Below are 5,500 nucleotides of genomic sequence, written 5' to 3'. Positions count from 1 at the left end.
TCAGGGTAAAACCTGATGCCTTACGGATTTCCGACATCCTTGTCTTCATAATATTTTCCTCGACCAATGAGATTTTTTTTTGCCAGTTCGCTGAAGTCCATTGCTCAATCTGTCGGCTCCGTACAACAGCACTTTAATAAGCCTAGATAACCTCAGACCGTTTGCTAAAAATGCAGCCCTCACCAACAGTCAAAATCAATCACTTAGTCAAAAAAATCAGTCACCCTGCCTGTTAGTTTCTGCCATTCGTCCGATAGCCAAAGTAATGACACTTTACTCTGGAAATCCGGTTTACATGGCCATCAAAAATAAAACACTGGTAAACAACAGGTTAGGCTCATGGCTCTCCCGGATTGGCATATTGTCGATCATCGCCCTGTCAGCCCTGATTACCGGATTTATCAGTTTACAGTTCTTCTATCAGCAGAAAGTAGACGGTTATTTCTCCAATCTGGATATCGACACCCCATTAACCAATGAAGCGGCACTGATTATTCGAACCAAAGACCACTGGATTACCACTTCAGGGCAGCACAGAGAAACCTATAAGCCCTTGCTGACCAAAGAGCTGGGGGAATATCAGAGCCATCGCTACCTGGGCTGGTTCTCCAGCTACGATGACTGGTTAGCCAGCAATGACGGGCTGCCTTTTACGCTGTTGTACGAAGTGCAGTATGAACATGGAATGAGTGAAGAAACCTTTTTCTTCAAAGGCGTAATGCCAACCCGGCTGATGGCGAGACAAGTACAAATCAATTAAACCAGGCCAGCCTTTGCACAGCCTGTTACTGCTCTATAATAAGCCTTCGAGCCGGGAGTGCTTATGAATCAATCACACAATAATACCCTGTACGAAAAAGACTTTGACCGCTGGGCACAGCAACAGGCTCAACTCCTGCGGGAAGGACGCTTCTCTGAACTGGACACCCACAATCTGGCAGAAGAAATCAAAGACATGGGCAAACATGAGTCAAGGGCATTAACCAGCCACCTGATGCAACTGCTCATGCACCTGTTGAAATGGCACTACCAGCCAAAACGGCAATCCAGAAGCTGGCAGGACTCCATAATCAATCATCGCTTTCAAATCACCGGTCTTCTTTCAGAAAACCCGGGGTTGAAATCACAACTCCCAGAGCTATACACCAAAGCCTATAACCAGGCAAAACAGCTGGCCGAAAAACAGACAGATATTGCTGCCAGCACCTTTCCCAAACAGCCGCCATGGTCATTGGATCAGATAATGACGGATGGTTTTTTGCCGGAGTAGCGGTTCCCCACAGCCAGGCAGTCAAGAATAAATCAGTTGTCTTTTGTATCCCCGGAAGATGCTCGTCTACTCTGTGAACGGTTTTTTACGACGATGGTGCAGAACAACAACAATCAGGTTCACCTCCTGCATCCGATAGATCAAGGTCCACGGTAAATCAGGAATCGCAAATTCGCGGGTACCGTGAATCCTGCCCGGTTTGCCCGTCAATGGCTGATCAACCAATGTGTCAAGACGGGCAAAAATCCGGTCTACCACCTGAATGGACGCCTCCGGATTAAACTGGTGGATATAATCCTGATACTCTACCAGATCCTGTTCAGCCCGGATTTCCCAGATAACCTGCATCAGCCTTCCCCTCTGGCACGGTGCCAGGCTCTGGCTTTAACCTCCTCATTGCTGACAAAACCGGCATTGCCTCTTTCTTTTTGCTATCGGTTCGCAGAAATCCTGCTATTCTCAACCTTCTTTACGGTCAAGAGTGCGCTAATTGCGGAAACACTCAACCCGATAACCGAAACATGACCTGTTTGCTTTCGGTAACTGTGGACACATTGGCAGGTCAACGTAAAGAAATGAGTAAACCAAATTATTTTTAAGATGGTTATTTTGAAAAATGAGTTGGTTAGTATGGGTATCCTGCTGACTAAAGGACGTGGAGCCAATCGTAAGCCGGTAAAGGGCAAGCCCTTTATCGCAACTGGCAGTGAAACGTCAAAAAAGAAAAGAACAGTAGCTACTCCTGTAGCTGCTTAGGAATAGTCCCTGAATAATTTTCGCATTTCCGGCACTCCAAACCCCGTTGGTCCTGAGCCTGTCGAAGGGCATAAACTCCAGGTCCATGGTTCGTGCCAAACATCCTTCGACTCCGCTCAGGATGAACGGAGAGCGCGTTCTAAATCGGGAAGTTATTAAAGGACTGTTCCTTAGTATTGGAAGCTCTGCCCCTTTAGGCCCTGGGGGTCCTTTAGGGGCGAGTAGTTCACGCCGCTATTTAATGCCATAAGCAATACATTATGATCAACCGGTGCAACCTGATATATCTGCAGTAATGTCTGGATGGCCTGACTCCCGGCAGCTTTACCAATGGTTTTGCAGGCCAGGTAATGAATGCTGGTCAGCGTGGTCGCACACAGTAAACCGGTACAGACTTTGCGTTCAATGCGGGCCATGATGCGGGATGAGTTGGCAACAAAAGACTCTCGTTCCCCTCCAGTAATACATCAAGAATTACGTTGGTATCAACCAGAATACTCACAGGTATTTACCCTCGAGGTATTTTTTGTAGTTGTCTTTATCTTCGGTGCCTTCTGCGTTGCTCAGGATCCCTCTCAGGCTTTGCGTCAGAGGAGGAAGCGCCTCTTCGTCGGCGGCGTTTTCTGTTAAGGAGTCAAAGTAGTCAGCCACTAACTGTGAGAGCGATTTACCGTGAATGGCGGCGTATTCCTTGGCTTTTTGAACCTCTTCCGCCTCCATTCTGAGGGTGAGCTTTTGCATATCGAATCCTCTGACGTATCTTTTTTTGAAAGCGTACGTCACGCCGGACAGGTTGGCAAAATCGAAAGGGCTTTGCCAACCTTGTTCCCACGCTCTGCATGGGAACAAGGTCATGTGCATGGCAGTTGGGTCACGAGTCGGCTCGCATGCGAACCGACCTACCCGGCTATCAATTAACCGTGGGAACTGGATAAACCTGAGTCGATTCGCCTGACAGGCCGCCTTATTCTTGCTGATGCCATGATTCCCCGCTACTGTCTTACATACATCTTACATTTCAGGACAGCGACCCATGCAACCATCCCACACCGTTATGTCCAGCAAGGGTCAGGTGGTGATACCGGCAGCAATCCGGGAAAGCCTCGGACTCAGGCCCGGTCAATCTTTCCAACTGGAATTAACGCCAGAAGGGTTATTGTTGAAGCCTGTTCAACCCGAAATACCGGAAACGGAGCTTGATGACGTAGCAGGTCTCCTGAAACGCCCGGGACAAAAAGCCAGAACCATTGCCGAAATGGACGACGCTATTCGTCTGGGTATTGCGGACAATAAAGGTCGGTCGGAATGATCGGGATCGATACCAATGTCCTGATCCGATTACTGACAAAGGATAACGAAGCCCAATATCAAGTGGCTCACGCGCTATTCAAGGCAAACCGCATCTTTATCACCGACACGGTCTTTCTCGAAGCCGAATGGGTATTAAGATTCAGCTATAACTACGACATAGAACTGATAAACGACGCCCTGACCGGGGTACTTGGATTACCCAATGTCATCACCGCTGATTCTGCCAGTCTGTACACCGCCCTTCAGTGCCACCGTCAGGGGATGGACTTTGCCGATGCCCTCCACAGCATCAATGCGCAGGGGGATACTTTTTATACCTTCGATCAGCGCTTTAGCAAAAAAGCCAAAAGCACCGGATTATTATCGACGGTCGTTTTGCTTAAATAGTTTGGCTCATCCCTAAATTTAGTAAGCATTTAATCTCCTCCTCGCTCCCCCACTTCTTATTTTTCCTTGCGGCTTTACCCGCTCTGGACGATACGGTTTCATCAGGGCAACCGGCCATGAACGGCACGTTCAAACCCTGACCGAGCCAAACCAGTACGTTCCAGAGATATTGCCTTGCCCTGGTGTGCCGGAGTTTCACGCCCGTTGTTTTGTTTGTGGTGGGTCCGGTATGCATTCCCACGCAGTACCCACAGGGCCTAAAAGCATGGGAACGAAGTCATGTGCATGGCGGTTGGGTCACGAGTCGGCTCGCAAGCGAACCGACCTACCTGACTATTCGCCTGCCAGGCCGCCTTATTCTTGCTGATACCATGATTCCCGCTACTGTCTTACATGCATCTTACATTTTAGGACAGCGACCAATGCAACCATCCCACACCGTTATGTCCAGCAAAGGTCAAGTGGTGATACCGGCAGCAATCCGGAAAAGCCTCGGGCTCAGGCCAGGCCAATCTTTCCAACTCGAATTAACGCCAGAAGGGTTATTATTGAAGCCTGTTCAACCCGAAGTACCGGAAACGGAGCTTGATGACGTAGCAGGTCTCCTGAAACACCCGGAACAAAAAGTCAGAACCATTGCCGAAATGGACGACGCTATTCGTCTGGGTATCACCTCGTTCCCATGCTCCGCGTGGGAATGCATACACTCACCAGACAGTTGTAACATCTAACAAATTATCATCACGCCCCACATAATTCCGGGCACTGGAATAGCGCCAATGCTCTGGTAAATCTACATACCCACGCTTTACCGGATTCTGGTGAATATAATCAACCTTCTGCTCCATCATAGATTCATCAATGATTAGCTCAGGGTGAGCACCTTCCTGCCAGAACTGAAACACTCTATCCGGTTTGTGCTGCTTCTTATAAAAAGCCAACTGATCAAGAATCGTCCTGACCTTTCGCTTTTTCAGATAATCAATCAGCAGCCTTGCGGTGTAAGACTTGTAACGTGCGATGTCTTTATCCAGCTGTGGACTTTGAGCCAATAAATGAAGGTGGTTTTCCAGTATCACATAAGCATAAAGCTGGAAATCTTCTTTCATCAGGTAACGTAACGAATCCAATAAAATCGCCACCGTGTGCGGCCGTGTAAATACCGGTATCCAATGGAGCACTGTCAGGGTGAGAAAGTGTGGTTTATCTGGCAGGGTGAATTTATAGCGGCTTCGTCCCATTAATTGACCTTACGTTTGTTATAAGTACTAGCTGTAGACTTGGAAAGATGAACAGAGTTCCCCGGATTGCCAGGGGATGTCGTGGGAACAGTGCCAAATTTCCTCCCGCCACCCCCCTCGTTCCCACGCTCCGCGTGGGAATGCATACGGGGCTTGCCGTGGCCTCAGGGCTTGCTAATAGCCCGCTGCCTGATTTCCATGCAAAGGGTGAGAGCGAGGGACAACCTCACTTGTCTGGGTGTGCCGGAGTTTCACGCCAGTTATTTTGTTTGTGGTGGGTACGGTATGTATTCCCACGCGGAGCATGGGAACGAGGTTAGCGTTCAGCCTTTCCACCCGCTGCATCTCTTGCGGCGAGTTCCGTATGCATTACCACGCAGAGCGTGGGAACGAGGTCAAAACCCAACCGCGCGCTGGGTGTTTTTCTGCTTTCAGGGCATTAATGTTTTATTGGTCGATAGTCATGAAAAACACATCGTTGGTTTGCAGGAGAGGCAGTTAACCATCATTTCAATTCTTGGGCGACCGTATCAAG

At 48.8% G+C, this 5,500-nt stretch carries 9 protein-coding genes and 1 pseudogene; 6 read left to right on the top strand and 4 right to left on the bottom strand.

Annotation, left to right across the window (positions count from 1 at the left end):
- Positions 1 to 295: 295 nt before the first annotated feature.
- Positions 296 to 760 carry a hypothetical protein gene (locus RM811_RS10970; protein ID WP_402523996.1) on the top strand — a complete coding sequence of 155 codons (465 nt, stop codon included), beginning with the start codon at positions 296 to 298 and terminating at the stop codon, positions 758 to 760.
- A 63-nt stretch (positions 761 to 823) separates the two neighbouring features.
- Positions 824 to 1,270, top strand: coding sequence for a DUF29 domain-containing protein (locus tag RM811_RS10965; protein ID WP_402523994.1), 447 nt, complete (start codon positions 824 to 826; stop codon positions 1,268 to 1,270).
- A gap of 66 nt (positions 1,271 to 1,336) precedes the next feature.
- Here RM811_RS10965 and RM811_RS10960 read toward each other — a convergent pair whose 3' ends face one another.
- The 3 genes from RM811_RS10960 to RM811_RS10950 form a co-directional block, all read right to left on the bottom strand.
- Complete coding sequence (locus RM811_RS10960) at positions 1,337 to 1,618, bottom strand: type II toxin-antitoxin system RelE/ParE family toxin (protein ID WP_402523992.1); 282 nt, start codon at positions 1,616 to 1,618, stop codon at positions 1,337 to 1,339.
- 578 nt (positions 1,619 to 2,196) lie between these two features.
- Positions 2,197 to 2,442 carry a hypothetical protein gene (locus RM811_RS10955; RefSeq protein ID WP_402523989.1) on the bottom strand — a complete coding sequence of 82 codons (246 nt, stop codon included), beginning with the start codon at positions 2,440 to 2,442 and terminating at the stop codon, positions 2,197 to 2,199.
- 82 nt (positions 2,443 to 2,524) lie between these two features.
- Positions 2,525 to 2,767, bottom strand: coding sequence for a DUF6364 family protein (locus tag RM811_RS10950; RefSeq protein WP_402523986.1), 243 nt, complete (start codon positions 2,765 to 2,767; stop codon positions 2,525 to 2,527).
- A gap of 292 nt (positions 2,768 to 3,059) precedes the next feature.
- Between RM811_RS10950 and RM811_RS10945 the strand changes: the two genes are divergently transcribed.
- The 3 genes from RM811_RS10945 (at position 3,060) to RM811_RS10935 (ending at position 4,455) form a co-directional block, all read left to right on the top strand.
- A complete protein-coding gene (locus RM811_RS10945) occupies positions 3,060 to 3,335 on the top strand; it encodes an AbrB/MazE/SpoVT family DNA-binding domain-containing protein (RefSeq protein ID WP_402523985.1) in 276 nt (91 codons plus the stop codon).
- Positions 3,332 to 3,724: a type II toxin-antitoxin system VapC family toxin gene (locus RM811_RS10940; RefSeq protein ID WP_402523982.1), complete on the top strand. Its 393-nt coding sequence runs from the start codon at positions 3,332 to 3,334 to the stop codon at positions 3,722 to 3,724. Before RM811_RS10945 ends, RM811_RS10940 begins: the two co-directional genes overlap by 4 nt.
- Positions 3,725 to 4,146: 422 nt before the next feature.
- A complete protein-coding gene (locus RM811_RS10935; protein ID WP_402523980.1) occupies positions 4,147 to 4,455 on the top strand; it encodes an AbrB/MazE/SpoVT family DNA-binding domain-containing protein in 309 nt (102 codons plus the stop codon).
- Here the strand turns inward: RM811_RS10935 and RM811_RS10930 are convergent.
- Entirely contained in the window at positions 4,432 to 4,965 is a 534-nt protein-coding gene (locus tag RM811_RS10930; RefSeq protein ID WP_402523977.1) for an REP-associated tyrosine transposase, read from the bottom strand. The two genes, RM811_RS10935 and RM811_RS10930, sit on opposite strands and share 24 nt — an antisense overlap.
- Before the next feature lie 285 nt (positions 4,966 to 5,250).
- Here RM811_RS10930 and RM811_RS10925 point away from each other — a divergent pair.
- Positions 5,251 to 5,500: pseudogene (locus tag RM811_RS10925) on the top strand (hypothetical protein); the annotation flags it as partial.

The organism is Endozoicomonas sp. (assembly GCF_031844845.1).
Lineage (GTDB): Bacteria > Pseudomonadota > Gammaproteobacteria > Pseudomonadales > Endozoicomonadaceae > Endozoicomonas.
The sequence above is the reverse complement of the archived record's forward strand: the minus strand, read 5'-3'. Positions and strand labels throughout refer to the sequence as shown.

Excerpts from the sequence above, each read along its gene's own strand:
- RM811_RS10930 (WP_402523977.1), bottom strand. The coding sequence starts at position 4,965 with ATGGGACGAAGCCGCTATAAATTCACCCTGCCAGATAAACCACACTTT.
- RM811_RS10955 (WP_402523989.1), bottom strand. The coding sequence starts at position 2,442 with ATGGCCCGCATTGAACGCAAAGTCTGTACCGGTTTACTGTGTGCGACC.
- RM811_RS10935 (WP_402523980.1), top strand. The coding sequence starts at position 4,147 with ATGCAACCATCCCACACCGTTATGTCCAGCAAAGGTCAAGTGGTGATA.
- RM811_RS10950 (WP_402523986.1), bottom strand. The coding sequence starts at position 2,767 with ATGCAAAAGCTCACCCTCAGAATGGAGGCGGAAGAGGTTCAAAAAGCC.
- RM811_RS10970 (WP_402523996.1), top strand. The coding sequence starts at position 296 with ATGGCCATCAAAAATAAAACACTGGTAAACAACAGGTTAGGCTCATGG.
- RM811_RS10965 (WP_402523994.1), top strand. The coding sequence starts at position 824 with ATGAATCAATCACACAATAATACCCTGTACGAAAAAGACTTTGACCGC.
- RM811_RS10940 (WP_402523982.1), top strand. The coding sequence starts at position 3,332 with ATGATCGGGATCGATACCAATGTCCTGATCCGATTACTGACAAAGGAT.
- RM811_RS10960 (WP_402523992.1), bottom strand. The coding sequence starts at position 1,618 with ATGCAGGTTATCTGGGAAATCCGGGCTGAACAGGATCTGGTAGAGTAT.
- RM811_RS10945 (WP_402523985.1), top strand. The coding sequence starts at position 3,060 with ATGCAACCATCCCACACCGTTATGTCCAGCAAGGGTCAGGTGGTGATA.